This is a genomic window from Paenibacillus sp. HW567 (assembly GCF_000374185.1).
Lineage (GTDB): Bacteria > Bacillota > Bacilli > Paenibacillales > Paenibacillaceae > Paenibacillus_AQ.
The window spans coordinates 3,749,910-3,775,416 of sequence record NZ_KB910518.1; the positions used below are offsets into that span (position 1 = coordinate 3,749,910).

Below are 25,507 nucleotides of genomic sequence, written 5' to 3' on the forward strand. Positions count from 1 at the left end.
CAGGAGTATAGACGACGCAAAAAAGTCGCCCCCCCCTTGGAGAAGCGACTTCCAAATCCACAATATCATTGGACTTTGATCCGGCTTTGTCTTAGCCTTGCTGCATATTCCAGAGAATCTCTTCTCCATCCACCCTGATATCCAGTCTGCGGCTTCCGCAGCTTAACGAGAGGTTCACTGCCTGATCCGTATGGTTCAGCGCAAAGCCCTCCACCAGCCAGCCCTCTTCATCAGCCGCAAGGTTCATATCCTGCGGAAGAACAACCGTGGCAATTCCTAAGCTTCCTTCAGTCGTAAGCTTGGCGGCAATCGCAGTGCTCTCTTGCTTGGAGCCGTAAATCTCCGATACCCAGCTCCGCCCGGATTCGATCTGCGGACCCTCCGGCAGCGGTTGCTGCCCTCCGCCCGCCGTCCAGTACATCCGCAGACCCACCAGGCTTTCCGGATAATAGATTGTCGCCGCCGAATGTGGCGTTACATTAGCAACGCTGCAGATTACCGCACCGGGATGAAGCTGAAAGCGCTGCTGCACCTCATGACTTCCCTCGCCGTCCAGCCAGTCTATAATCAGCAGCAGCGGCACAGCTTTGCCTAGCAGTACCCACCGGTAATGCATCACCGGCTGCTCCAGCCGCATATAGCCATTGTGCGAAGCGCCGATGAACTCATAGTCTTCTGCGATTTCCCGGCGGTGGGTCTGGCATTCAGCTAGGGGTAAGCCCCATTGCTGGGTAGATACATACGGTGTCTGATCCAGCCCGTCCACCACAATTGTATTATGCGCGGACGTGCTTTTGAAATAATGTCTCCATTCGCCTTCTTCATAAGTGTATCTACCGGGATCGAGGAAGATAAGCTGACGCTTCCAGTACCACTCCAGATTCAGCGCGTCCGCATGGCCATGTGCCCCTCCCATCGGCGCCGCATCGAAGAAGAGATACTGATTGTTATCCCTCAACATATAATACCCAGTCTGCGGAAAAGCCTGGCTGACCGCTTGCACCTCTACTGACTTCTGCAATTCGGCAGCCCGTCTGTATTGCTCAGCGCCGAACAGCCACAGAAACTCGGAACTGACTGCCCCCTGGGCGATTAAATCTTCGTCCGCCAGAATCGCTCCGAGAAAAGCCACCCGCTCCCTTCCGTTGCTGACCCAGTCCGAGTCGCCAATCGCTGTGGAGCGTTGATCCGGGCGGATCATCGCCAGCGAGAAGGATGCCATCCGCCGCAGTTGACGGCCATATGTTTCAGGAAAGGGATGTCCGGAGAGCTTCCCCAGCAGATATGGGGTGCCGAACATTTCGATGCTGGCATCATGATAGTGGGTGGTCAGCTCCGATTGTACCCCTTCAGGACCAATCTGATAATGCTGGCACAGCTCCAGACGTTCTACGGCGAGCTGGCGCCAATACGGCGCCCGTTCATGAAGATCATGGAACCCGGCGATCATGGATAAGCCTTGCATGTGCATAATGGCATGATTGATCTCTGTCCCGCCGAGATAGCGGGTCAAATAATCGGCATGCTGCTCAAGAGCAGCATGCAGCTCTGAGGTGAAGGCAGCATCCAGCAGTTCACTTGCTTCCATATAGGCATAAGCTGAAATCCACGATTGTACCCGAAGACCGGTTTCCAGTAGCCGCCACGGTCCGGGCTGCTGAAAGTACACCGCTTCTTCGTATGGGAGCACCGGAGGCGGATTCTGGGCGCACCATCCACGGAAATGCCGGATATAGGTCTGGACGTATTTCTCGTCCTTCGTGAGCAAGTAGGCTTTGCCCAGGTCAAGCATATGCCAATGCCGGTTGATGCCCCAGATGAACTCAGGATCATTCGACGGATTATACAGCCAGTCAATTTCATCGCCCATATATATCCAGGTAGTAAGATCATTGGTGTAGGGGATCATCAGCTCATTGCCGCAGGCCCGGTCTGCAATGAGCAGCGAAGCGTCAGCAAGCGCCGGATATTCCTCGCGGTATAGCCGGGCCGCCTGCTCCAGCTCTTTATGGGTTAGATAATAAGTGCTCATTATTCGTTCGACAGCTTCCCTTGCAGATTGACTGAGCTGAAGCTTGGGTCTGCCTGGATAGTCGTCAACCCGGAATCACGGGCTTTCTTGAGCGCGTCGTTGTAGCGCGTATTCAGGTCTGCGATCACCTTGTCCACATCTCCGCCGGCAAGGACGAATTTGGAGAATTCCTCGGCCCATTTGGAGCCTTCCACCTGACTCTCAGTAGCTACCGTAGGATTTGCAGGGTAGAGCGCATCGTATTTCTTAGGAAGGAAGCCTTCAATGCCTTTGATTTCCGGTTTCTTGCCCTTCTCCAGCACTGCCGGAATCAACGATACGCCATAACCGTTCTCGTAGTATGCGGTCTGAAGATCCAGGCTGTAGACATACTCCATGAATTTCCAGGCTGCGTCCTTATTGGCAGAGTCATTGCTGATGCCGATGTAAGACCCGCCGACGATTTGTACAGCACCTTTGATCGTGCCGTCTTCCGTCGGCGGCTGTGCTGCTGCCCAGTCGACCTCTGTCGGGAATTGCTCCTTGTACACACCAGGCTCGCCGGAATGATTGAAGTACATGCCGATTTTGCCCTGGGCGAACTGCGCACGCAGCGGGTCAATGTCGAGGCTCTCCACACCCGGAAGCATGCTGCCGTCCTCCATCATCTGGCGCAGCGCAACAGCCGCTCCCTTATACATACCGAAGTCATATTCACCTGTAACATAATTGAAGCCGTCTACACCTACTGTTGTGCTTGCAGGCGCAATGGTGTTGGCTGGCCGGAAGAAGCCGCTGGAGCCTTTGAACGGGCTTGCAAAACCATAGACGCCCTTGCTTTTACCCATTTCAGTAATCTTCTTTGCATCGGCCACCAGTTCGTCCAGCGTTGCCGGCGGATTCGCAATCCCGGCTTCCTTGAACAGATCCTTATTGTAAATCAGCCGCCAGGTCTGTCCGGTATTAGGCAGTGTATATATCTTTCCGTCAATTTCATTCTTATGGTCAATCAAAATGGATTCAAAGGTCTTCTTCATCTCGTCGCTCATATAATCATTGATCGGAGTCAAATAGCCTTTCTTGACATAGGTCTGAAAATCATCAATTTGCAGCACATCAGGGGCCTGCTTGCTGGCAAAAGCAATGTCGACAGCCTGCGGATAGTTATCGCCCATAACGCTCATTTCAACTTCAATATTATCTTTATTCGTCTTGTTGAACTCATCCACCTTCGCTTGCATGAATTCTGCGTCATGACGGTCAGGCGTCCAGTAGACGATTTTCGTCTTTGCTGAACCGGACGCGCCTGCAGATGCGCCTGCGGAATCATCACTCTTATTTGCACTATTCGTCGATGAACAGGCAACCAAGGCCAATGTAAGAAAGGCATTTCCTGCTATTGCGAACCATTTCTTTTGCATTTTCATTCCCCCGGGTTATTAGTTTGGGATGCCTGCCGGCTATCCCTTGCTAATAGGATACAAGGTGTTATATGACATGTGAGTATGGTATTTCAACTGCGGTAGAGTGGGGAATTCATCTTTTCTTCAGGTTCATCTGCTCAAAATACTGCTGGCGGAAGGTTGAAGGCGTGACTCCGCAGTGTTTTTTGAACATTTCGCTGAAATAGGGACGGTCCTCATAGCCGAGCTGCGCGGAGATCAACTGCACCTGAATGCCCTCCATCAGCCATTCCTTCGCCTTCTCAATCCGCACATTGGCGATATAGCTGGCAAGCGTCATTGACGTCTCCTTTTTGAACAGGTTCGCCAGATAGCTTGGGCTGATATGCACCGCCTTGGCACAGCTATTCACCGTCAGATTCGTATTCAAATGCTGATCAATATACAGCTTCACTTGACTAATGAGCTGTGAATGGTCCTTAAGCTGCCGGTTCTGCATCAAATCGCAGGAGAACTCGCAGAAATCCGCCAGGGCCTGCATCCAGCCGGAGTAATTCTGCCAGTGTTGGCCCTGCATCAGCGCCAGCTTCGCTTCCAGTTCCGCTTGCTGCTCCTCTTTGATCAGCCCGAGCATCGTTCTGTATACCGCCGAGATCAAAGTCTGGAATAGCTGAATAATTGCTGCGGGGTCCGGCGATCCGGACTGCAGAACCCACGTCAGGAAGATTTCATCCAGCCGCTCGCGCATCTGCTCCTTGCTGCCGCTGCGGAGCGCATACAGCAGATCCCGCTCCTTCTCGGGAGAGTAACGCGGCACAGGGCACTCCAGATCGAGATTGGCATAGCTGTGCACGCTTGCGCCAGTGCTGTAGAAGCTGTACTCCAGCGCTTTTTGCGCTTCCAAATATGCCGCTTGCATACCGGTAGGCTCATTCTTGACCAGACTGATACCCACAGAGAAGGGGTACAGCCCCATGCTTTTTAAGGAAACCTCGCACTGCTTAAGCAGCCGTTCCCCGTCACTGTCAGATTTGCTCCGCACCAGCGCTACCAGGCGATGCCCGCTCTCCTGAAGCAGAATCGACGGCGCCTTCGCTGTGAGCAGACTCTCCATCTGTGTCCTGTCAGCTTCTTTCCAGCCCGGCTTGTTCGGAGAAGCCTCCGCTTCCGCATGCCCGCTGCTTGAGCGGAACTCCGCTTCCAGCACCAGTACCTGGTAGGAAGGCAGCAGCTCGCTTAAGCCATGCTCACGCCAGTGCTCATGCGTCTTTACGCCAGCACCCTGGTGCAACAGCCCGCGCAGATACTCATCACGAAGATGATGTTTGCTTCTCAGCACCTCCTGCTCCAGACGAAGCAGCTTGTCCGCCTTCTCCCGCTCCTGCTCTATGGACTTGCGGACCTTCAGCACGCTCTGCACCACCTGATTCCGCGTAAAGGGCTTAAGCAAATAATCGGTGGCGCCAAGACGCACCGCCTCCTGCGCATACTCAAAATTATTGAAACCGCTCATAAAGATCACCTTGGTCGGCAGCTCCTCCTTGACAATCTCGCGGATCATGTCACAGCCGCCCAATTTGGGCATGCAAATGTCGGTAAGGACGATATCGGGCCTAAGCTCCCTGATCATTCTGAGCCCCTTCTCACCGTCTCCTGCCGTTCCTATAACTTCAATCCCATGCTCCGCCCAGGGGATCTGATATGCTACACCGCTCACAACCATCTGGATATCATCCATCACACACATAGTCAGAACATTCATGATAACGCCTCCTTGGGGAATGGAATCGTAATTGCAACCATAGTCTCCACATGGGGAACACTCGCAAAACGGAGCGAAGCGCGGTCACCATAATTTAGCTGCAATCTGCTGTAAATGTTATACAAGGCATAGCTGGAATGTCCTTCGAACCGCTGCTTGGCCTGCAGATTCAGCTTGCCTGCGTCGAAGCCGTGGCCGTTGTCCTTAACCTGCAGCTCAAGATAATCCCCGTTACGCCAAACTTTAATAATGATATGTCCCGGCTCATCCATGTCCTTGAAGCCGTGCAGAATCGAATTCTCGACGAGCGGCTGCAGCAGAATCTTCAGAATAGGGGCCTGAAGCAGCGCGGGGTCTTCCGGCACCTGGAGGGAATAGGTGAACAGATTATCATAACACTGCTGCTGCAGCAGCATATACTGCTCCACATGATCCAGCTCTTGCTGAAGAGTTGTCATATCATGCCCATTGTTCAGCCCAAGCCGGAACAGCATGGACAGCGAGACAATCATTTCGCCAACCTGCTCACTCCGTCCGCTCTCACTTTTCCACAGAATCGTGTTAAGCGTATTATACAGAAAATGCGGATTGATCTGTGCCTGCAGCGCCTTAATCTCGAACTTCAGCTTCTCCTCCTCGGAAATCTTGATCTCCTCGATCAGATTCTCAATCTGCGCCAGCATCCGGTTGAAGCGGTGCCCGATTACGCCCACCTCGTCCTCATATCTGCTCTCGAACCGCACCTCCAGATCATTATTCTCGACCCGGAGCATCAGATTGTACAGCTTGTGCAGCGGTTTCAAGAGCAGCTTCGACAAGAATCTGGAGAACATCAGCGCCACGGCCATACACACAATCATAATGATGAGGATCAGCCAGCGGATTTGCCGCATAGGTCCCAGCAGATTTCCCTTCGTCTGGACACTGACCAGCACCCAATCCTTATTCGTGCTAAGCGCGGAGAAGTTGATCAATTGCTCGTCCTCGCTGTTCGTATAGGTGAAGGCCCCCTGCTCCTTGTCGCCGATATTCTCCAGAAAGGCTGCATCCGTGAATTCGTTGAGTGCGGGAAAGGACGCCCCAATGACAGGTGAACCATCTCTTTTTAGCAAAAAAAGCCTAATCTGATCGTCGATCAAATTCTGCTCAATCACATTGCGGATATAGTCTTCTTTATAATTTACTATCAGGAACACACCGGGCAGATTATAGTTATTGAGCGTATTGCGCAGCGGGCGCAGAATAAGAGAGATCACGCGCTTCTTCCCCTGAAACAACGTATCCTCGTGCCCGGGCACCCAATGCACATTCCAGGATTCGTCCTTCAGCTCCTGCTGATACAGCAAATTAAATCTCCCCCGGCTGAGAACCGTGTCCTTCGTCGCATAGAATTCCCCGACAGGCGTAACAAGCAGGGCAGACTCCACCGACGGCTCCACCTGCCTCAGTTGCGCGAAGGGCGTCTGAAGCAGGGAGAGATTCTGATAAAAGTGCTCGAAGCTGTCGCTTCGCACATCGGACATCACCTTGCTGTAGCTTTCACTCATCATCATTGAATAAGGGGACACAATCATATGCCGCATGCTTTCATCCAGAGCCTGTACCGATTTGTTCAGCATCGTCTGCTTCAGCTTCAGCGAATTCTCCTGGATGACATCCGCAGCGAAATTATACGAGAATAATCCGGTCGCGCTGATGCACAGAAAAGTTAGCAGAATGTACAGGATTTGTATGCGGTTCTTGAGCGACAGCTTGTAGAAGCTCCACTTCATCCTTCATCATCCTTTTACGGCACCGAGTGTAACCTGCATGAAAGATTTGTTGGCAAAAAGATAGACGGCCAGCAGCGGCAGAATGGAAATGCAGGCACCTGCAAGCATCAGTTGGGATTCGGAGGCCGCGCCAATGCCGTATCTCAGGTTCGCCAGCCCTACAGGCAATGTCTGCAGCGCCGGATTGCTCAGTGTGAACACCAGCGGCAATATATATTCATTCCATGAATTCTGGAATACGCTGAGACCCGCCACCGCCAGCGCCGGGCGGAGCAAGGGCAGTATAATTCTCCAAAAAACTGCCGAAGGCTTGCAGCCGTCAATCCATGCCGCCTCATCCAGTTCACGCGGAATATTCTTCAGGAAGCCGATCATCATAAAATAAGTAGCCGCATGGGCACTTATTAGAATAAGAATGACGCCCCAGAGCGATTTTTGCAACCCAATCAGAATCATTAGGTCAAATTGCGGACGCAGCACCACCGCACCGATTGAAATGAACAGCGTGCTCGCCAGGAGGCCCGTAAATATTTTTTTCCCCGGAAAAGAAGCCCGGTCCACGGCATACGCCGCCATGGCCGACACGAGCAGCGAGCCTATAGTTGTCATTGTGCTGACAAACATGCTGTTCCAGGTGAACCGCGAGAAGTTCGCTGTCTTCCAGGCTGTTGCGTAGTTGCCGAACTCCCAGGTGGTTGGCAGAATCTTCGCGCCTGTGGTCAGCTCCAGATTTGTCTTCAGCGAGCCAAAGATCACGACAATAATGGGAAACAAGGTGATAGCGGCACTGACAAGAAGGAAAATCCACAGAAAGGTTTTTCCCAGCAATTTCTGTATCATAGATTAATCCTCCCCCGGCTTAATATATATTGCTCATCTTTTTGGAAAAATAGAAGTAGATCATCGTTACCACGCCCACAATAAGCGCTGTTGCAAAGCCGACCGCACTGCCGTAGCCCAGTTGCTGCTGAGTCTGCACTTCCGGCGAGATGGGGAACAGCAGCTTGAACAGATACAGATACATAACCTCAGTCTTGTTGTACGGTCCCCCTTGGGTCAAGACCATGATACTCTCGTAGCCCTTCAGGGAAATCGTAATCGCCAGCATTATGATCATCTGCATAACCGGCCCCAGCAGCGGAATCGTAATGCTCCACAGCTTTCTGGCTTCGGTCGCCCCGTCTATGGATGCTGCTTCATACAGGTCCTCCGGTATGCCCTGCAGTCCGGCGAGGAAAAGCAGCATGTAGTTCCCGACAGCTCCCCAGATGGCAATCATGATGGTAGTCAGCATCGCATACTTGGGCCCCAGCCAGCTCACAGGCTCGCTTACCAGGTGATATTTCATCAGGAACTGGTTCAGTACACCGTTATACGAATTAAAGATAATGAAGAATACAATGGACATTACCGATGCGCTGAAAACCGTAGGCAGATAGTAAATCCCCCGCAGCAGCGTGCGTCCTCTGATCTTCCGGTTCAGGATAAATGCGAAAATCAGCGACAGCGGAATCGTAATCACCAGTTTTCCCACCGCATAAATCCCCGTGTTCAGCACCGAATTCCAGAATTCATCATCCCGCATCAGACGGGAGAAATTGTCCAACCCGTTAAACACAGGTTCCCCATACCCTTGATAGTTGTAGAACATATACCGGAGAGCCCAGAGAAGTGGATAGACGCCCAACACCAGCGTCAGTAACAAGCTTGGAAAAATAAACATATACGCTGTCCTTTTGCTCATCCTTCAAACCCCCTCTTTTTCACTTGAGAAAAGTATATAAGAGAGAGGAAAGGTGGCGAGATAGGCGTATCAACTTTATCATGTAGGGTAATATTACTTTGATTTTTGGAGTAAGCGCTTTTAAAATTGAGGGTTTTGTAAAATACGTAATGAAACCTAACATTGAATGCTGCTCAGGCAAAAAAAGCCCCACCCGCGCAAGTGCATTCAGCTCTTGCGCCAGGTGGGGCTATAGGGAATTCTATCTCCGGCGAGCCGGCTTCATTCAGGCTTCACTCAGCCGTTCGACGTTAGTTGCCGTCCTGATCCGCCTCAGACTCTTCCTCTACAGGTTCTGGAGGCGGTTCCCGGTGAATATTGATTCTTGTGATCCGCAGGCGGGTAGCTTCTTCTACTTCAAATACAACATTGTCCAGCACCACCCGTTTGCCTTTGGACGGATTGCCCTCCAGCTCCTTGAACAGCCAGCCGCCGATAGAATCGACTTCTTCATCTTCGATGACTACGCCGGTCAGATCGTTCACATCCTCAATCAACATGCGGCCTTCTACTGAGATGTATTCGCCATTGCGTTCCACGCTCGGACGTTCATCCTCGAACTCATCATGCAGATCGCCGACAATTTCCTCAAGGATTTCCTCGGCGGTCAGGAGACCGGCGGTCCCGCCGTATTCATCCACCACTAAGGTAAGCTGCGCTTTATTCTTCTGCATGAGCCGCAGCGCGTGGCTGATCTCAATGGATTCCGGTACATTCAGGATCGGACGGACCAGCGAGGCCAGGTCATTCTGCTGCTCCGGCGGCGCGAACAGCAAATCCGTAATATGAATGAAGCCGATAATCCGGTCCTTATCCTCAAAAGCCACCGGATAGCGGGAATGCTTCGTCTCTGTAATAATCCGCATATTCTCTTCCAGTGAAAGATTGCTGTACAACACATCCATATCTGTACGCGGAAGCATCACTTCACGGGCCAGCAGATCAGAGAATTCAAAGATGTTGTCCATCAGCTTCATCTCATCCTTGTCAATCACTCCGCTCTTGGCGCTCTGGTTCATAAGGATACGGATTTCTTCTTCCGAGTGGGCGGCTTCAGCTTCACTTGCCGGCTGCACGCCCACCATCCGCAGCAGCGCATTGGCCGATGCATTCAGCACCCAGATAAAAGGCAGGAACAGATTATAGAAGAACATCAGCGGCGCTGACAGCAGCAGCGCGGAGCCTTCAGTTTTTTGAATGGCCAGGGACTTTGGCGCAAGCTCACCCAGCACAATATGTAAAAAGGTTATGATTGAAAAGCCTACAACTACGGATACGGTGGAAATCAGCGTGTGATCGGTAACACCAAGCTGGGACATCAGCGGTTCCACCAGCAGCTCGGAGATGGCCGGTTCCCCGACCCATCCGAGCCCCAGCGAGGCTAGTGTAATCCCGAACTGGGTAGCTGACAGATACGCATCCAGCTTCTTGTTGACCTTCAGCGCATATCCGGCCATCTTGTTGCCTTCGGAGACGAGCTGCGTCAGGCGCGACTGCCTCACCTTCACAAGCGAGAATTCCGCTGCAACAAAAATGCCGTTCATTAATACGAGCACCAGAACCAGCAAAAGATTGAGCAGCAATCTCCCTACTTCAAATTCCGTATGCACAATAACAACGCCCCATTTCTACAAAGTGATCGCTTTTCTGGATTTGAAATCGACCTTAGGATAATACATATCGGCTACGAGAAGATTCGGTCCGCAGCAGCTTGCTTCATCACAGTGGCAATTCACCTTCTGGTTCAGCGGATGCTTCATCTGCCATTCGGCAAAGATATCATCCAGCTTGGCGCTGCCAATGTTGCCGAAGGCGGAGATGTCGGCAAAATCCGTCACAAACACATCGCCTGTGAACAGATTGACATTCACCCGGTTTCTGCCGTCCGGATCATTGCGCAGGGTAACATTCTTCTCGCCGCGCAGTCTGCGCAGAAGCTGCTGATCCTCCTCCAGAAAGCTGCAGGCGAAGAAAGGAAGGGTGCCGAACAGCATCCACATCTCAGGATCACGCTCGTCAAGCAGAGCGTCAATCGCCTCTCTCATTTCCTTCAGTGACAGTATCGGCAGCGAGGAAGCAAAGCTCGAAGCATACATCGGATGCACCTCATGCCGTCTGGCCCCCATATCCCCGATGAGCTTATGGATTTCCGGCAGCTTCCTATGCGTCCGGTAATTGATCATCGACTCCGCAGAGATCAGCATGCCGTCGCTGCTGAGACGCCGGGAATTGTCAAGCATCGTGTCATAAAGCCGGTATGCGGCTTCCTTAGATACCGGATGGCCGCTGTTCGCAAAGCCAACCTCATGGAAGTCATCCCCATTCACATAATTGAAAGAGATATGCATAACGTCCAGATACGGAAGCAATTGTTCGTAACGCGCATAAGGCATGGTGAGATTGGAGTTGATCTGCGATCGTACTCCGCGCTCCCGGGCATATTTCAGCAGCGGCACAATAATATTCTCCACCGTGGAGGCACGGAACATCGGCTCACCGCCCGTAATGCTGATTGTTTGCAGATGTTGGACTTCTTCCAGCCGGTCCAGCATCTGCTTAAGCGGCAGCATCTCTCCTTCTTTGGCCGTCAGGCTGTCGCCAACTGCGCAGTGCTCACAGCGCATATTGCACAGATTGGTAACCGTCATCTCCACACTGGTCAGCACATGCCGTCCATGCTTGCGTAGTGAAGTGATCGGGTCCCAAGGATCAAAGCTCGGCGACAGCTCCTTCATTGGTGTTGATGATGGTTCTAATAGACTCATTTCCTGATGCTCCTTCGATGCATATTCCTTATTATTAACCCAAAATAATGTAAAAAGAACGGTAACTTACCCTTTATCATACCACGATTGGGCAAAAAACCCCATTTCAGCAACCGGTTTTAACGCAAAAAAAAGCGGGGCTGAAAACGGGGCCCCCGCAGCCATGCGGTTTCCCGTTTCCTTTCCTCGCTGCCTGAGGATGAGTCAGGTGGATTGTGCCACAGCCCCATCCTCATCATTCACATCCACAATCACCACAGAAAGCACACTGGCAAGATCACGCTCAAAGGGAACCACAGGCTCTCCCTCGGGGCCAGTCAATACGCGGACAACGGGTCTGTGGGGCGTAGTAGGGTGAATTTTGACCACCACGCCGCTCTCCCCCGTGCTGAGCTTTACACTCAGGCCGAGCGGATAGATTGCCACACGGTCTCTGAACAGCTCAAGCTGCTTCTGCTCATATAGCGTCCCTGAACCTACATAGAGCGCTTCTACCGCCTGATGCGGAAGCATGGCTTTTTTGTAGACCCGGTTCGATGTCATGGCATCATACGAATCCGCTACTCCCAGCCATTTGGCGTACTCATGGATTTGCGGACCGGTCAGCCCGCGCGGATACCCTGAGCCGTCGATGCGTTCGTGATGCTGCAAGGCGCAATGCGCCGCAAGCAGTGGAACATTAGGCTCCTCTTTGAGAATACGGTAGCCGATTTCGGTATGGGCCTGCATATGACGGAATTCCTCATCGCTGAGCATGCCGGGCTTTTGGATGATTTTGAGGGGAATCTGCGTTTTGCCGATGTCATGCAGCAGCGCCCCCAGGCCGATAACCTGAAGCTCCTCTCTGCTGTAACCGTAGGCTATTCCAAGCACCAGTGTGTACAGGCATACATTCAGAGAGTGAGCATACAGATAGTTGTCCGCCGTGTGCATGTCCATCAGCATGATCATCGGATCTTCCTGATTCGCCAAATCATCCAGAATGGATTCCATCACCTTGGAGAACTTCTTGTCCAGATGATAGAAGCCCTTGGTAATGCCCGAAGCCCCGGACATCTGCTGGAACTCATTCCTGATGACCTTCAGCGCCTGATTGCGCGTCTCATCCTGCAGTATACCGGCAATAACGACATCCTCCGTGATCGAATCCTCTATATAGATATAACCGATGCCGATGTTAGCCAGCCGCCTAATCAGGGCATCAGTAAGCTCCACTCCATCTGCGAGCAGAACCAGACCTTCATCATTATATATTTTTTTACCCAGCTTCATACCCGCCTGAAGCCGGTTCACGGATACTAGACGCAACTTGGCTCACTCCTGCCTTTAACGGTAAAATGCTACTCTGCTATTGATCCCCGGGTGTTACTCAGTGTATATACCGTTACCATGAGCGTTCAGTCAAGAGCTGAGGGGGAGATATTATTAACGCATAATGAACAGCCAGAACACAGCAGCCAAGATAAAACGGTAAATCGCGAAATGGGTCGGTCTGATCTTCTGAATCAGCTTAATGAACGCCACCACGACAACATAGGCAACAACAAACGAAATCACGAAGCCAATAGCGAAATCCCAAATCGTATCTTTTGTAAAATATTGAAAGGAATCAAGCAGCTCATAGCCTGAAGCCGCGCACATGATCGGAATCGCAATGAGGAACGAAAAGTCCGCCGAAGCCTTATAGCTGACCCCGCTCAGCATCCCCCCTGAAATCGTGGAGCCGGAACGGGAGAACCCTGGCCACAGCACGGAAATGATCTGATAGATCCCGATGGCAAGCGCCTGCCCGTAAGATAAATCATCAAGCTCATGGGCAGTGATGCGAATTTTGCGTTTGTTCACCCACTCCGCTACGATCATCAGAATCCCGCCGGCGACAAGCGCCCAGAGTACGGTAGTCGCCCCGAAGAGACTCTTAATGAAATCACGGGCGAAAAAAGCCACCGCAAGCGCCGGCACAATCCCGAGAATCACATGGATCAGATTCAGTCTATTGGCAGGCATTACTCCGCCTCTAGCTGTGCGGCTGCGGCCGATACCCAGCAAATTAAGCACCCGCTGGCGGTACACCAGAGCGATAGCGAGAATTGCTCCGAGCTGGATGACAATTTCATAGGTCTTCATGATCGGCGTCTGCTCATCGAAACCCAAAAGCTTGGTCGTTAAAATCATGTGTCCCGTGGATGATACCGGGATAAATTCAGTTATGCCTTCTACGATTGCCAGTATAATTGCTGTAATTGTATCCATTTTATCCTCCTGATCTTGAAAAAATGAAACCTGGTGCAGCTATTGCTCTACCTTGCATATAAAGTGTGACCCTAACGATCAGGTAACCCTGCTCTCCCAGCGGGCAACCCTACATTCATCGAGACTTCCCGGCCGCTGCAGCTCCATCCGCAGCAGATCCCGCAGAAAGTTAGGCAGCAAAAAAACAGCTTCACTTCCATTAGCAATACTCTCATACCCGGCCCGAAAAGTGAACATGTCCAACGTCCCGACTTGATAAATGGCATTGTCATCCAGGGGTTCTCCATCGGCAAAAACGGCAATACCGTTATCATACGGCATGACCCTTGGATCGTACAGGATTTTTAATCCATCCACAGCAAGGCTGCCGAGCACCTTCCCCCGGAATCCATAGCCGAATATCGCTTTGTCGTAGAATTCTTCAGTCAGGCTCTGCGCAAGGGCCGTGCGGATATCCTTGCCCCTCAGATTGAGAATGCAAGCGTTGACCGGCGACGGACACAGCGCATGGAGCATGCCTGAGGTAATGTTGCCCTCCGGCAGAGGTCCAAGCAGTTGCCCGCTGTTGACCAGCGACAGCCTTGTGCCTGTGAACCGCCGGACGGCCTGGGCCAGCAGATTGCCAAAGGGGGACTCCCCAGCCGTATCAAGCGCAAGCTCACGGCCCGTCATTGCAACGGTCTCTTGGAGAACTTCACGCCCATGAACCAAATGCAGCGCTGCTGCAGGTGCAATAACGTGTTCGCTAAGCCCGGGATCAACTGCGAGGCATTCACCTTGAGCCAGCCTGAAGGCTTCGCCTGCACCAGCGCGCTCAAATCTCAGCACTCCGACATACCGTCCGAATTTGCCCGCGCCGCAGACGGCAGTTCCGTTAATCATCTGCGGCGTCTCCAGCATATGATGCGTATGTCCGCCCAGAATGGCGTGTACCCCTTCCAGCCGCTCTGCCAGTTGCTGATCCGCCGGAAGTCCCAGATGGGAAAGCACAATCAGCAAATCCACCTGCGGAGCCAGAAGCTCGCATTGCTCACGAAGCGCAGCTTCCGGGTCCAGCGTTTCCCAGCCGAGCAACGCGTAAAAGGCAGTAAACGCCGCTGTTGCTCCGGTAACGCCGATCCGGATGCCGTCCCTGTCGAGTATCGCATGGCGCTTCATCCAGCCGGGAGGTTCCCCGGTAGAGCTCTCCAGGATGTTGCAGCATACTACCGGGCACTGAATGCCCGAATATAGTGCAGATAGAATCTCATGGGGGAAGGTCAGCCCTTCATTGTTGCCGATGGTGACGGCATCATATCCGGTCAGGTTGATCATATCAATATTCGCCTGTCCCATCGTGCCTTCAGTCTCTACGGCGGCCCGGTCCATATGATCACCTATATCCATCAGCAGCACAGGTCCTTCTCCGGCGGCGGTCTTCAGCTTGGCCATTTCTGCGGCAATGGGACTCATCATTTCAAAGTGGCTGTGTATATCATTGGTATGAAGTATGGTGATTTTTTGTGCAGCAGACTCCATGAGCTATTCCCCTCCCGCCTGAAAATCCGTTTTTATAAGCGGCAGGCTTGTAATCTTACAGTGCCTAGCATAACATTTTCAGGACCATTATGGTATATTGGAATCATTCTTGAGTCTATTAACTAAGCATATTCCGAGGTGAATCAAGCATGCCTATAATAATCCGTCTGTTCGCCGGTCTGGCCGAAGCTCTCGGCTCCTCCTCCCTGGCATTCCAGTCCCCTGAGACCCCGCTGACTGCGGGAAGATTAAAGGAGCTGCTCTGCGCATCCTACCCGGACGCCGCCCCGCAGATCAATGTATCATTAGTAGCTATTGACCATGAGTATGCGCCGGATGACTCCGTTATCTCCGAAGCCGCCGAGGTGGCGCTTATTCCTCCCGTATCCGGGGGAGAATCGGTCTCCTTAACCGAAGAAACTGCGGACGGCATGTTCTGTATCACCGGGCAGCCCTTGAACGGAGAATCCCTTCTGGATAAAGTGCTGGATGCTAATCATGGGGCGACACTCCTCTTTGTCGGCACGACAAGAGAGATGACCGGCACTCAGCGTACGACGGCGCTGCATTACGAAGCTTACGTTCCCATGGCGCTGGCCAAGCTGCAGGAGATCGGCAGTGAAGTCGGTGAGCGGTGGAATGCCCGCTGTGCAATTGCCCACCGTACAGGACTTGTTGGCTTGAAGGAAGCAAGCGTCATTATAGCCGTATCCGCCGCGCACCGCGACACCTGCTATGAGGCCAGCCGCTATGCCATCGAGAAGCTGAAAGCCTCAGTACCCGTATGGAAAAAGGACATCGGAGCGTCCGGTGAACAGTGGCTTGGCGCTGATCCTAAAGCGAAAGAATTCCGCCTTCTTTAGAGTATGCCGCTTAACATTTTTAATCATTGAATATTTCCGATTTTGTTGCTATGCTGGAAAAAATCGTTAAGATAAGGTGGCATATTCATTGAGAGTACACGTTTCAGATCTTAAACCGGGTAATTATCTGCGAATGGATACCTTTAGCTCCTCAGGGCTGCATGTATTACCCAAAGGATCATTGCTCCAATACGAAGAGATTGCCAAGCTCATGCAGCACGGAGTGGATTATGTTGATATCGAAGCTGTCCAGGAAGAGCCTGCTTCATCCAGCAGACCTTCCATTATCGGGGAGGCTGCCGGCAGTTTCGATACCATGATCGAGGGCTTTGAATCGGTATATATGGAAGCGTTAACTAAGGGAAGCTTCAACCAGTCGGTTGTGGATGATATTCTCCAGCCTTCGCTTCAGTCCTTTGACAAGCATAAGGATGTGGTTTCGTTACTGCTGCTGCTTGACCGGGAGGACAATTACACCTATAACCATTCCCTGCAGGTGGGCATGCTCTCTTACTACATAGCATCATGGCTTGGATATTCCAAGAAGGAGTGCTACGAGATCGGCCGGGCCGGGTATCTAATTGACATCGGCAAATGCCGGATTTCTCCTGACATCCTGAGCAAGCCGGGCAAGCTGACCCCGGAAGAATTCGACGAAGTCAAACTACATACGATTTACGGCTATGAAATTATCCGCAACTCTATGGACGACCCCTATACCGCCCTGGTCGCGCTTCAGCATCATGAACGCGAGGATGGTTCCGGATATCCCCATCAACTTACCAAAGATGATATTCACCCGTATGCCCAGATTGCCGCTGTAGCGGACATTTACAGTGCAATGACCTCCCACCGGATCTATCAGTCGAAGCAGGAGCTGATCTCTGTGCTGCATGAGATCAACACCCTCAGCTTCGGCAAGCTGAACGGCAAGCCGGTGCAGGCCTTCATCCAGCATTTAATGCCTAATTTTATCGGCAAACATGTGCTGCTGAGCACTGGCGACATGGGCGTCATTATCATGAACAATCCGCTTGACGTCTTCCGTCCGCTTGTGCAGGCCGGAGGCAAATTCCTTGACCTGGCCAAGGAGCGTAAAGTTACGATTGTGGAGATTTATATGGAGTGATTTTCGATCCCTCCCAAACCCTCCCTTAGCCAAGGGAGGGCCCCAAGGGTTCCACCCTCTGGACACCCGGAAGCTTGGCGGAAATCTGCGGCTGTGGTGGACGGAAGGAAGGCTGAGTGTGATGCCCGCCTTGAAGCTCCCTGCTTTGCTTCGCAAAGGGCGGGAGCTTCAAAGCTTTACTGCGCAGTTGGCCCCGGGAGTTCCTCCACGGGGCTAAGCGTTTGCGGGATCGCCTACTTGTAGGCATGAGTCGCGAACGTGTATCCAATCTTTCAACCTCAGTATTACCCGCAAGCAAACAGGAGGTTCCCTCGCCGGAGACGGCATTGGGAACCTCCTGTTCTTTTCGCGCAATGTTTCTGCGCCTATTTGTAGGTCATGACGCATTCTATCCTGAAATAACGATGTCCGAACAGAGGACATTGTTATGGAAGCCTCGAATTTGGCGAAGCCAAATTGAGGGACCTGCTATGACACTTCATCGTCTGAAGTGCCGCGAACGAGCGGCATGGCTGTCTATTGCACTTTATACATCAGATGCCCCCTAAATCCTCCGGAAAACGCACTCTATTGCACTCTGTGCAGCAGAATTCAGCGGAAGCGTGCTTCTGATCAGAGAATCCAGAAATCTACTGCATGAAATACAGCAGATTGCAGCTTACCGAAGAACGCTGAGCATTCTGTTGCAGAAAGTGCAATCACCCCAACAGAGCCCTACAGCAGGGCTGACATATACGCTGCAAATTTCAAGCTCAGCGACATAATTGTAATAACAAGAGCCTGCCCAATCACCTGTCTGAGCACAACAGCCTAGCCTAGTCTACAGGCTATTCTTACAGCTCCTCGCCGTTGCTGGCGATGACTTTTTTGTACCAGTGGAAAGAATCCTTCTTCGAACGGTTCAGCGTTCCGTTGCCGTCGTCGTCCAGGTCTACATAGATGAATCCGTAACGCTTCGACATCTCGGAGGTAGACATGCTCACCAGGTCAATCGGTCCCCAGCTTGTGTAGCCAATCAGCTCTACACCGTCCAGAACCGCTTCCTTCATCTGGGCGATATGCTGTCGCAGGTAGTCCATCCGGTAGCTGTCATGGATCGAGCCGTCGGCTTCGACCTTATCATAAGCGCCGAGGCCATTTTCCACGATGAACAAAGGCTTCTGATAGCGGTCGTACATCGTATTCAGCATAATCCGCAGCCCGATCGGGTCAATCTGCCAGCCCCACTCCGAAGCCTTCAGATACGGGTTCTTCACACCGCCGAATAGGTTGCCCTGCGCACGCTCTCCTTCAGGGCTATTGGATACGGTAAGCGTCATGTAGTAGCTAAACGCCACATAATCAACAGTGTGCAGCTTCAGAATCTCATCGTCGCCGGGTTCCTTTCGGAGAACGACATTATTTTCGGCAAAAAAGCGGTCCATGTACTTAGGATATTCTCCACGGGCATGCACATCTGTGAAGTACAGATTCATCTGGTTCTCATGCTGGTTGAGCCGCACATCCTCAGGGTTGCAGGTATTGGCATAGCTCTCCATCCGGGCCAGCATGCAGCCCATCTGCGATCCGGGGATAATCTCATGCACCAGCTTGGTCGCAAGCGCGCTCGCCAGAAATTGATGATGAAGCGCCTGATAGATCGTCTGCTGCTTGTTCTCCGCACGGTCTATAACTACGCCGCCCCCGGTAAACGGACTTAGCGTCATCATATTGATCTCATTGAAGGTAATCCAGTACTTCACTTTGTCTTTGTAGCGCCGGAATACCGTCTCCGCATAACGCGTAAAGCAGGAAATGACTTCCCGCGAAGCCCAGCCGTTGTATTTCTGCGTCAGACCGAGCGGTGTCTCGTAATGGGCCAGGGTGACAAGCGGCTCGATGCCGTATTTATGCAGCTCATCAAACACATTGTCATAGAACTGCAAACCCGCTTCATTCGGCTCCGCTTCATCGCCATTCGGGAAGATACGCGCCCAGTTGATCGACAGGCGGAAGACCTTGAAGCCCATCTCGGCAAATAAAGCGATATCCTCCTTATAGCGGTGATAGAAATCTACCCCTTCGCGTTTCGGGAACCGGGCGGTGAATTCTCCGGACAGAATTTGCTCAATCCGCTCCGATGTAATTTCAATGGCATGGTCGTTGCTCCGCTGCGCCTTGGGTACATAAGCAACCATATCTGCACTGGACAAGCCTTTGCCATCGGCATCGAATGCGCCTTCCAATTGGTTCGCAGCCGTGGCTCCGCCCCATAAGAAGTTATCTGGAAATCCTTTTTGTATTGCGGTCATTATGTTACTCCTCTCCTTAAGGTTCTGCTGGTACAGCAAGTAATGTCTAATTGATTAATGTTAACAAAAGCTCACCATTCTTGACATCCGTACCCGTGTTCATAAGCACATCCAGATAGCTGGCAGAGTTCGTGACAATGACCGGTGTTGCTGTGACGAACCCGGCTGCACGAATCGCTTCCACGTCAAACTCCAGCAGAAGCTGTCCCTGCTCCACTCTTTCTCCTTCTTTTACCTTCTTATTAAAATGCTGGCCCTTCAGCTTCACCGTGTTGACACCCACATGGATCAGCAGCTCCGCGCCACCCTCAGAAGTGATGCCAATGGCATGTCCTGTCGGAAATACGGTTGTCACTACTCCGTTTACCGGAGAGGTCAGCACACCGGAAGACGGTTCAATGACAATCCCTTTTCCCATTGCTCCCGAGGCAAAAGCTTCATCCGGTGTACTGTCCAGCGGCAGCAGCTTCCCGGATAACGGGCTGGCAATCGCTTCTTTGTCAATCCGTGTACCTTCCTGCTTCACAACCGGTTCGGACGGCTTCTCTGCAGCCTCTGCTTCCGGGTCGTCAAATCCAAGCACAAACACCAGAACCATTGCTAATACAAAAGCCACCGCGATACCGATAGCCGCCCAGGCAAACCCGCTGCCGAAATAGGTCGGCAGAGCAAGCAGCCCCGGCAACGAGAAGGCGATAGCTCTGGCACCGCCCGCAGCGATAATCGCACCGCCAACCGCACCGGAAATACAAGCGTAAATGAACGGCTTTTTGAGCTTCAGCGTTACACCGTAAATCGTTGGTTCAGTGATGCCGAATACAGCGGACAGTGTAGAAGAGCCGGCCAATGCTTTTAGCTGCGTATTCTTTGACTTCAGGAACACTCCGAATACTGCACCGGCTTGCGAGAGAACAGCGGCGGCCAGAATCGGAAGCATTGTGTCGGAGCCAAGTGTTGCAATGTTGCTGAGCATAATGGGAACAAAACCCCAGTGTACGCCAAAGATGACGAACACCTGCCAGAACGCGCCGGCGATAGCGCCTGCTACGAGCGGACTGAGATTATACAGCCAGGTATATCCGGAAGCGAGTCCATCACTGATCAGCGAGCCCACAGGGCCGAAGGCCAGGAAGGTAAGCGGAATTACAATCAGCAATGCGAACATCGGCACCAGGATATTGCGGACCGATTCATGGATGATGGAACGGAACCATTTTTCTACATAAGACTGCACCCACACCGCCAAAATAATCGGAATGACGCTGGAGGAATAGTTAACCAGCACAATCGGTATCCCCAAAAAGCTCAGCTTATCAGGTGCGCCGACAGCAGCGATCACCGCCGGGTAGATTAGTGCTCCGGCGATGGCAACCGATACAAATTGATTCGCCTTGAACTTGCGTGCCGCCGTAACCGCCAGAAACACAGGAAGGAAGTAGAACACACTATCGGATGCCGCATTGAGAATCAGGTAGGTCCCGCTGGTATTGCTGATCCACTCCAGGGACAGGATCAATGCCAGCAGCCCTTTGAGCACCCCGGCTCCGGCCAATGCCCCCAGAATCGGGGAGAAGATACTGGAAATGATATCCACCGCTTTGCCCAGGATACCTGTGCTCTCGGACTCTTCATCTTTCCCGTTTTTGTCTGCATCCTGCAAGGAGGTTTCCTTCATGATCTGATCGAAGACCTGACCGACATTATTGCCGATGACGACCTGGAACTGTCCGCTGTTCTCGACAACTGTAATGACTCCCGGAGTTTTTTCCAGCGTGGCTTTATCCGCTTTACCGGAATCCTTAAGCTTGAATCTCAAGCGGGTTGCGCAGTGAAATACTGAATTCACATTGTCTTCACCGCCAACGAGCGTAATGATCTGTTTGGATAAGTCTTTGTTGCTCATATGGTTTGCTCCTTTGTGGATCGTTATAATTGTGGACGTTGCGTTAGGATTAGGATGTGCCAGCAGTTATCCTCATATCCACCGCAAACAAGAAAAACCTGAACTCACAGCAAAAAGGAAACGTCAGCGCGCGCCCATTTTGCCATCAGTTCAGGTTTTGCCTGCATTACCAGTAACACCCTGCCAGATGATCATTATTCTGCTCTAACTCTACTCCAGGCTGTTGCGTTCAGTCACACGATGGATGTGAATAGTGAGGTAGACATATTCGTCTTTGCTCAAGCTCTGACCATAGGTTTTCTCGATGTAATCATTGATTTTGCTTGCGCATTCAAACGCTTTGACGTAGGTCAGCTTCACTTGATTGAACAGGAAGTCCTCCCCGCTGTTGCTCGTCTCCTTCTTCAGTACCCGCATGGAAAAATACTGCAAATGCGTCAGAAACCGCGAATAGTTGAGCGAGCTTTCGTCCAGCACCACCTTGTAATGGTAGGTAACGATGTTCAGAATATTCTGGACAATTTCTGTCATCTTCAGGGTGGACTTCATTTCATTCCCGTCCATTCTCGCGTTCACCAAATGCAAGGCGATGAACCCTGCCTCATCCTCGCCAAGCGCAAGCCCGGTAGACTGCTCAATAATCTTCAGGGCGTCCATCCCAATCGAAAATTCCTTCTTATAGAAACGTTTGATCTCGAACAGCATCGCATTTTTGAGTACAATCCCTTTCTCATAACGCTGGACAGCAAAATGAATATGATCCGTAAGGGTCAGGTACAGATTATCGTTAAGCTCCTTGCCCAGAACCCCGTTCGCATACGTTACGATTTCGTTGGCCAATTCCAGATGAGCCACAGGTATATCATTGAGCAGCTCCGTTAAGCGCGCTGTGAATTCGTTTTCGTTCAGCAGAAAAATTTTGTCCACCTTGGCCGGATCAACATAATCACCCGCCACCTTATTGAAGGAAATGCCTCTGCCCATTACGATAACTTCCTTGCCCTTCTGGTTTTTGGTTAACAGCACGTTGTTGTTCAGCACCTTTTCAATAATCATCTGTAGTCACCCCCCATCACATAGTTTGTACAAAAAAAGCCTAAGTTGATCCCAATATCATTTAGTAAAATGATACTCGTATCAGCTTAGGCATTGCCCGCATGACCGGTCACAATCCTGTATTACTGATATTGTAGCATAAATAAAAGCGATTTCAAGATTTTTTTATTTTTTATTTCAGGAAAATTCCTGAGCTCTGCCATTCGCCCCTTGTTTGCAGTGCCTGTGCTGTGGTTAGGCTATTAACATGTAAAATTAAGCGGAAGCTTTCAAAGCTGAATGTTTAGACTTCCGGCCGCTGTTATGTTTGGATTTCCTGATTTTATTCCGCTGGCAGCGGTGTGCTTACGATGCGAGCTTTCCTGTGGAAAGCTTTCAGGCGGTCGCTACCGCTCCTACAGTTCCAAACTTCGCCTCCGTCACTTCTGTCCTTTTTATTTTTCAAGTTCAGCTTATTTAGTTTGTACGCAAAATTAAGCGGATGCTTACGAAGTGAGTTTTACTCGATGTTATTTACGGAAGAAACGCTAGCAAAACTTTTAAGGAGGTAAAATATGCTCACCATTCATGAGCGACTGGCGGAGCTGTATACGATAAGCCGGAAGCGGGCGCTTACGGCAGATGAGAAAATGGAGCAGCAGCACTGTCTGCAGGCCAATGCGGGGTACTGCTGGGAAATGGCGCGGCTGAACAATGAAGCTAATCTTGCAGCACAGACCGCAGACGTGCAGTGGCAGCAAGACATCAGCGCGCAGATGTTCGAAGTGCGGATGACCGGAAAAACGGGGAAACGGAGTAAGTAAGTCAGACACGTCCTGTAGCAAATTCGGCGGTATCTCCGACTTTAGGTTTGTGCTGAGACACCCCGTTGAGCGCTAGCTGCATTTCATGCAATTAAAAAGTAATATTTCGCCGCTGTCCCGGCTTTAATTGCACTTCATACATTTAAAAACACACCATTTTAGAAAAAAGGGGGCGGCCCGCCATTTTTAATTGCAGCAAATGCAGCTATCCCCGATAAACACGGTATTCCCGCTATTTTAATTGCAGCAAATACAGTTAGTTTCTCCATAGCGCACCACACTGCTCGCTGACACTAAAACAGCCCTAACCGCACATGAATGTGCCGGAAAGGGCTGTTTCTGTTTACAAGAAGCGGAATTGCGCTTCGATCAAGCCGTTGTAGATCCCCTCATGCGCCGTAAGCTCGGCGTGGGTCCCTTCTTCCTTGATCTCGCCATGGTCGAGGACCACAATCTTATCCGCATGGCGGATAGTTGACAGCCGATGGGCTACGATGAAGGATGTCCGGCCCTGAAGCAGAATCTTCAGCGCCTCCTGAATCTTGACCTCCGTCTCCGTATCAATACTTGCCGTCGCCTCATCCAGAATCAGGATGCGGGGATTGGCCAGCAGCGCCCGGGCGAAGGATAGCAGTTGGCGCTGTCCCATAGAAAGCGCGCTCCCGCGCTCCTCTACCTCCGTCTCATAACCGCCGGGCAGCTTGCTGATGAAATCGTGGGCATCTACTGCCCTCGCAGCAGCCTCGACTTCCTGATCCGTAGCGTCCAGCCGCCCGAACCGGATATTATCACGGATCGTTCCCGAGAAAATAAACGTATCCTGGAGCACGATACCGATCTGCTCCCGCAGGCTTTGCAGGGTAACATCACGGACATCCCTGCCGTCAATGGTGATGTGTCCGCTCTTAACATCGTAGAACCGGCTAATGAGGTTGATGATCGTGCTTTTCCCTGAGCCGGTGTGCCCGACAAGCGCGATGGATTGGCCAGCCTTGACGTCGAGGTCAATGCCTTTCAGCGCCGCACGGCCTTTTTCATATTCAAAGACGACCTTATCAAACTTGATGTCGCCCACAATCTTAGGCAGCGCGGCCGCATCCGATTTGTCTTGCACCGTAGGCTGTTCATCCAGATATTCAAAAATCCGCTCGGAGGAAGCCATCGCCACCAGCAATTGATTGTACATCTGGCCCAGACGGTTGATCGGGTCCCAGAAGTTGCTGACATAGGTGCTGAATGCAACCAGAAACCCGACTGTAAGCTCCCCCGATTGAATCAGGTAAGCTCCGAACCAGAACAGAATCATCGTTCCGAAGCCGCCGGTAATTTCGATAATCGGACCAAACGCCTGGTTCATCGCCGAAGCCTTGTTCCACGATTTCCGGTTATCCATGTTCATAGCGTCGAAATAATTCATATTTTCCTGCTCCTGGGTGTAGGCCTGAGTCACTCTAATCCCCTGAATGGACTCGTTCAGATGGGAATTGATCCGGGAGTTCTTCATCCGCACATCCTGCCAGGCAATCCGAATCTTCTGGCGCAGCTTGGTGGATACGAAGAACATAATCGGGACGGTGATCATTACCGCAAGCCCCAGCTTCCAGTTGATGAGCAGCAGAATTACCATAATCCCGATTAGCTGCACGCTGTCGATCATCAGATTGACGACCCCGTTTGTGAAGAGATCCTGCAGGGAATTAATATCATTGGTTACCCGCACCAGTACAGATCCCGCCGGGCGTTTGTCAAAAAAGTTGAACGACAGCTTTTGAATATGCCGGAACAGGTCTGAACGCAGGTCGTAAATTACCCTTTGTCCAATTACGTTTGTATATTTGATCCGGTACACGCCGGCGATCCATTGGATCAGATACAGAACAACTACGGTGGCCGTCAATGTGTACAGCAGCGACAGACTGGGATGGCCGTCCTTGGGTGCAATCGCCTTATCAATAGCCATACTCGTCAGGTAAGGAACCGTCAGCTTCGTAATCGTGCCAAGAATCATCATTGCCGAGATGAAGGGCAGCATCTGCTTGGCATAAGGCTTCATATAGCTGAACAGCCTTGTGAATTGCTTCCAGTCAAAAGCCTTGTCAATAACGTCGTCGTCCTTGTACACGAACCGTTCTTCCAGAGTCTGTGCCTCATCTGCTGCGCCTGGCTTCATGGCTGCATGCTTTCCTTGGTTTGCT

Annotated in this window: 18 protein-coding genes; 3 read left to right on the forward strand and 15 right to left on the reverse strand. The window is 51.6% G+C overall.

Features of this window, described 5'->3' with window-relative positions:
* Window positions 1-91: 91 nt before the first annotated feature.
* The 11 genes from B212_RS0117170 to B212_RS0117220 all read right to left on the reverse strand — a co-directional run bounded on the left by B212_RS0117170 (window position 92) and on the right by B212_RS0117220 (window position 15,267).
* Window positions 92-2,032, reverse strand: a complete 1,941-nt coding sequence (locus tag B212_RS0117170) for an alginate lyase family protein (RefSeq protein ID WP_019912179.1) — start codon at window positions 2,030-2,032, stop codon at window positions 92-94.
* Window positions 2,032-3,432 (reverse strand): ABC transporter substrate-binding protein, encoded by a 1,401-nt coding sequence (locus B212_RS0117175; protein WP_019912180.1) that lies wholly within the window; start codon window positions 3,430-3,432, stop codon window positions 2,032-2,034. Before B212_RS0117175 ends, B212_RS0117170 begins: the two co-directional genes overlap by 1 nt.
* 115 nt (window positions 3,433-3,547) lie before the next feature.
* Complete coding sequence (locus B212_RS0117180) at window positions 3,548-5,176, reverse strand: response regulator (RefSeq protein WP_019912181.1); 1,629 nt, start codon at window positions 5,174-5,176, stop codon at window positions 3,548-3,550.
* Window positions 5,173-6,948 (reverse strand): sensor histidine kinase, encoded by a 1,776-nt coding sequence (locus tag B212_RS0117185; protein ID WP_019912182.1) that lies wholly within the window; start codon window positions 6,946-6,948, stop codon window positions 5,173-5,175. The genes B212_RS0117180 and B212_RS0117185 overlap by 4 nt, the downstream gene beginning before the upstream one ends.
* A gap of 6 nt (window positions 6,949-6,954) precedes the next feature.
* Window positions 6,955-7,788 carry a carbohydrate ABC transporter permease gene (locus B212_RS0117190; RefSeq protein ID WP_019912183.1) on the reverse strand — a complete coding sequence of 278 codons (834 nt, stop codon included), beginning with the start codon at window positions 7,786-7,788 and terminating at the stop codon, window positions 6,955-6,957.
* A gap of 19 nt (window positions 7,789-7,807) precedes the next feature.
* On the reverse strand, window positions 7,808-8,692 hold the full coding sequence (locus B212_RS0117195) for a carbohydrate ABC transporter permease (RefSeq protein ID WP_019912184.1): 885 nt from the start codon (window positions 8,690-8,692) through the stop codon (window positions 7,808-7,810).
* A 290-nt stretch (window positions 8,693-8,982) separates the two neighbouring features.
* On the reverse strand, window positions 8,983-10,341 hold the full coding sequence (locus B212_RS0117200; protein WP_019912185.1) for a hemolysin family protein: 1,359 nt from the start codon (window positions 10,339-10,341) through the stop codon (window positions 8,983-8,985).
* A gap of 18 nt (window positions 10,342-10,359) precedes the next feature.
* Window positions 10,360-11,496 (reverse strand): radical SAM/CxCxxxxC motif protein YfkAB, encoded by a 1,137-nt coding sequence (gene yfkAB / locus B212_RS0117205; RefSeq protein WP_028530894.1) that lies wholly within the window; start codon window positions 11,494-11,496, stop codon window positions 10,360-10,362.
* Window positions 11,497-11,700: 204 nt separating this feature from the next.
* Window positions 11,701-12,804 (reverse strand): HD-GYP domain-containing protein, encoded by a 1,104-nt coding sequence (locus B212_RS0117210; protein ID WP_019912187.1) that lies wholly within the window; start codon window positions 12,802-12,804, stop codon window positions 11,701-11,703.
* A gap of 117 nt (window positions 12,805-12,921) precedes the next feature.
* On the reverse strand, window positions 12,922-13,749 hold the full coding sequence (locus B212_RS0117215; RefSeq protein ID WP_019912188.1) for an undecaprenyl-diphosphate phosphatase: 828 nt from the start codon (window positions 13,747-13,749) through the stop codon (window positions 12,922-12,924).
* A gap of 78 nt (window positions 13,750-13,827) precedes the next feature.
* Entirely contained in the window at window positions 13,828-15,267 is a 1,440-nt protein-coding gene (locus B212_RS0117220) for a bifunctional metallophosphatase/5'-nucleotidase (protein WP_019912189.1), read from the reverse strand.
* Between the two features lie 149 nt (window positions 15,268-15,416).
* On the opposite strand from B212_RS0117220, the gene B212_RS0117225 reads away from it, so the two are divergent.
* Together B212_RS0117225 and B212_RS0117230 are read left to right on the forward strand one after the other, a co-directional pair.
* Window positions 15,417-16,130, forward strand: a complete 714-nt coding sequence (locus B212_RS0117225; RefSeq protein WP_019912190.1) for a molybdenum cofactor biosynthesis protein — start codon at window positions 15,417-15,419, stop codon at window positions 16,128-16,130.
* Window positions 16,131-16,218: 88 nt separating this feature from the next.
* Entirely contained in the window at window positions 16,219-17,259 is a 1,041-nt protein-coding gene (locus tag B212_RS0117230; RefSeq protein ID WP_019912191.1) for an HD-GYP domain-containing protein, read from the forward strand.
* 833 nt (window positions 17,260-18,092) lie between these two features.
* On the opposite strand, the gene B212_RS0117240 is transcribed toward B212_RS0117230, so the two are convergent.
* From B212_RS0117240 to licT, 3 genes are all read right to left on the reverse strand, one after another.
* Window positions 18,093-19,550: a glycoside hydrolase family 1 protein gene (locus B212_RS0117240; protein ID WP_019912193.1), complete on the reverse strand. Its 1,458-nt coding sequence runs from the start codon at window positions 19,548-19,550 to the stop codon at window positions 18,093-18,095.
* 46 nt (window positions 19,551-19,596) lie between these two features.
* The gene (locus B212_RS0117245; protein ID WP_019912194.1) at window positions 19,597-21,453 is read right to left on the reverse strand and encodes a beta-glucoside-specific PTS transporter subunit IIABC; all 1,857 of its coding nucleotides are present in this window, start codon (window positions 21,451-21,453) and stop codon (window positions 19,597-19,599) included.
* 210 nt (window positions 21,454-21,663) lie between these two features.
* Window positions 21,664-22,509 (reverse strand): BglG family transcription antiterminator LicT, encoded by an 846-nt coding sequence (gene licT / locus B212_RS0117250; RefSeq protein ID WP_019912195.1) that lies wholly within the window; start codon window positions 22,507-22,509, stop codon window positions 21,664-21,666.
* Window positions 22,510-23,063: 554 nt separating this feature from the next.
* Here licT and B212_RS0117255 point away from each other — a divergent pair.
* Window positions 23,064-23,312, forward strand: coding sequence for a DUF7667 family protein (locus B212_RS0117255; protein ID WP_019912196.1), 249 nt, complete (start codon window positions 23,064-23,066; stop codon window positions 23,310-23,312).
* A gap of 343 nt (window positions 23,313-23,655) precedes the next feature.
* Here the strand turns inward: B212_RS0117255 and B212_RS0117260 are convergent, their stop codons facing one another.
* On the reverse strand, window positions 23,656-25,482 hold the full coding sequence (locus tag B212_RS0117260; protein ID WP_028530895.1) for an ABC transporter ATP-binding protein: 1,827 nt from the start codon (window positions 25,480-25,482) through the stop codon (window positions 23,656-23,658).
* Between the last annotated feature and the right edge of the window lie 25 nt (window positions 25,483-25,507).